We start from the raw sequence: 2651 nt of genomic DNA on the forward strand, positions 1-2651 counted from the left end.
CTGGAACGCATGGGGACCCCATCACCGTCGCGAAAACGATGGAACTCCCATAACCAGCACTTTGTAAAATTAGTTCCCTGATGTGCCCTAAGCAGGACGATCCATGCAAAGCACCGCGCGGCCATGAAGCACGTCCCTGCATAAGATTGTGCGCATCGTCTCATGCGTGCGCCACCATTGCGGGTGATGCTATGTCAGATAAGAATGAGGAGTCACGCGCCGTTCAGCAGCCCTGGCCCCACCTCGATACGAAGTCCGGCGAGATTGTCACAGAGGGGGTGCCTTCCCCCTCCCCCCATTGAACAATCAGTAATACAGATTATCTGTGATATGTACCATGATGCGGTACAACACAGCAGACTTCGAAGGCTGTTGGGTGCCGCCCGGCAGCCTTTTTCTCTTCGCATCCAGCTCGGAAAGGAGATGGATCATGAACAGGATCGCTGGCGATGACGGGCATGGAATAGGCCCCCTTGGTTTCATCATCTTCGCTGTCACCATCATCGTGGTTCTCTCCGCCCTCTTGGATTGGCTCATCTAGAGTCGAGCTGTCCGAGCGTGCGGCCTTGGAACATGGGAGGGGTGAGATGCCGACCTCCGTTAAGGAGATGCTTGCGGCTGCCAATGCCTCAGTGCCACGGATCAGCCATGAGGAAGCGGCTGCTCTAGGGTCTGTTGACGTTTGAGGTGTGCAGGGGATTCCCAAAGCCGCAGGAATTTGATTCAAAGCTGCCGACAGGGAGGTGGCTTTGGACCGGATGGTATTGCGCGATGATCAATGGGAGCGGATCGCTCCTCTTCTTCCCGGAAAAGTCGGAGATCCCGGCCGCTCGGCGGTGGACAACCGGCGCTTTGTCGAAGCGGTGCCCTGGATTGTCCGGGTCGGGGCGCCGTGGCGTGACCTGCCAACGGCGTTTGGCTCATGGAACTCGGTTTTCCAACGCTTTCGCCGGTGGGCCAAGGCCGGTGTGTTCGAGCGGCTGTTCACAGCCTTGGCGGCGGATGCGGACTTCGAGTACGCGATCATCGATGGAACCATCGTCCGGGTGCACCAGCACGGCACCGGAGCCCGGGGGGGACTCAGGCTCAGGCCATCGGTCGCTCCCGGGGTGGGCTGACCACCAAGATCGTTGCCGTGGTCGATGCCCTGGGCAACCTCGGACGCTTCGTCCTGCTGCCGGGGCAGCGGCACGACAGCGTCGGCGTTGCACCCGTCCTGGAAAACCTTGAGTTCAAAGCCTTGCTGGCCGACAAAGCCTTCGACAGCAACGCCATTCGCACCCTGGTCGCTGAACGCGGCGCCCTCGCCGTCATTCCCTCAAAAGCTGACCGCTCCACCTGCATCCCTCATGACAGCGAGATGTATAAGTGGCGCCACCTGATCGAGAACTTCTTCTGCAAGATCAAAGAGTTCCGGCGGATCGCCACCCGTTACGACAAAACCGACGCCAGTTTTGCCGCCGCCATTCACCTCGCCGCTGCCGTTCTGAACACACGATGAATGTCAACAGACCCTAATGGCCCAGGGCAAGGCCTTGGTGCTCGACGTACGTGACCCATCGGAACTAGCGGCAAATGGCAAAATCGCCGGCGCCGTGAACGTGTCACGTGGGATGTTGGAATTCCGGGCCGATCCAGAATCGCCTTACCATGACCCGGCATTCGACCGTAACCGAACCTTGATCCTCTACTGCGCCTCGGGTGGTCGGTCGGCTCTGGCCGGCAAGACCCTGCAGGATCTCGGCGATAGCGACGTGCGCAATCTCGGCGCCTTCAAGGAGTGGGCTGAAAACGGCGGCTCCGTCGAACAGGCCTGATGATGTGAGCCTATGTGTGATCGAGCGCGTCGGTGACACGACGCGCTGATGCTATCGCTTGCCCTTCAACTGGTGGATTGGAGATGGAGGGCGCAGCTGAACCTGCTTCCACGTCGGTCACCAGACGTGCGGGAAGGTCTTACCGATAAGCGGGTGTTATCGGTGAGACCCGGCTCGACCCAGGCATCAATCTTGATGGCTCTCCATCCGCTCCTTTCCCCGATAAAGGGGTGCGCGTCACCGTACGTCGCTCGAAGACGGATCCCGAAACACGGGACGCACGGTGACCATCCTCCGGGTCCGCCACCCGGGAACTGATCCTGTGGCTGCGCTAGCCGCCTGGATCGCCGCTGCAGGTCTTACCGAGGGGCCGTTCTCTAACCGCGTGGTGGCGTTGATCGTGAAGCGAACGGCGAAGCGTGTCGGCACCAATCTGGAGCGCTTATCATCTGACAAGATGTTTGTTAGTTACGGCGATAGGGCCGTTCAGAATTTTACTGAGATCATGTCTCGGATATATCGTATGAGCGCGGATTGTGTGGCTATTTATTGAAATAATACACATTATTTCGACTGAATTGAAATTCTATATTAATTAATTACATGAGAAAAAGTTTAAAAAGGTGTGTTGCCGGTGTAAAAAAGTTTAAAGCAGAATCGCAGGGCAGGATAGGTGATGCGGCCCCGTGGGGCCACATCACCACCTTATTCGCCTGGGGGCTCAACAGTGTCCTGCTCTGCGAGGCCAGCAGTCTCCGCCTGTATAAGAGGTTCACGCCAGATGGATGTTCAGCAGTCGCGCCGCGATCAGGCGGCGATCAAAGTGCGCCCTTT

1 protein-coding gene and 1 pseudogene are annotated in these 2651 nt (G+C 58.1%); both read left to right on the forward strand.

The annotated features are described in order from the left end of the window. The first annotated feature begins 758 nt into the window (after positions 1-758). Positions 759-1501, forward strand: a pseudogene (locus JUB11_RS32305) (IS5 family transposase). A gap of 16 nt (positions 1502-1517) precedes the next feature. Continuing rightward, the gene (locus tag JUB11_RS32310) at positions 1518-1817 is read left to right on the forward strand and encodes a rhodanese-like domain-containing protein (RefSeq protein ID WP_207462914.1); all 300 of its coding nucleotides are present in this window, start codon (positions 1518-1520) and stop codon (positions 1815-1817) included. The last annotated feature ends 834 nt before the right edge of the window (positions 1818-2651 follow it).

Origin of the sequence: Azospirillum sp. SYSU D00513 (assembly GCF_017356015.1) — a bacterium.
Classification (GTDB): domain Bacteria; phylum Pseudomonadota; class Alphaproteobacteria; order Azospirillales; family Azospirillaceae; genus Azospirillum.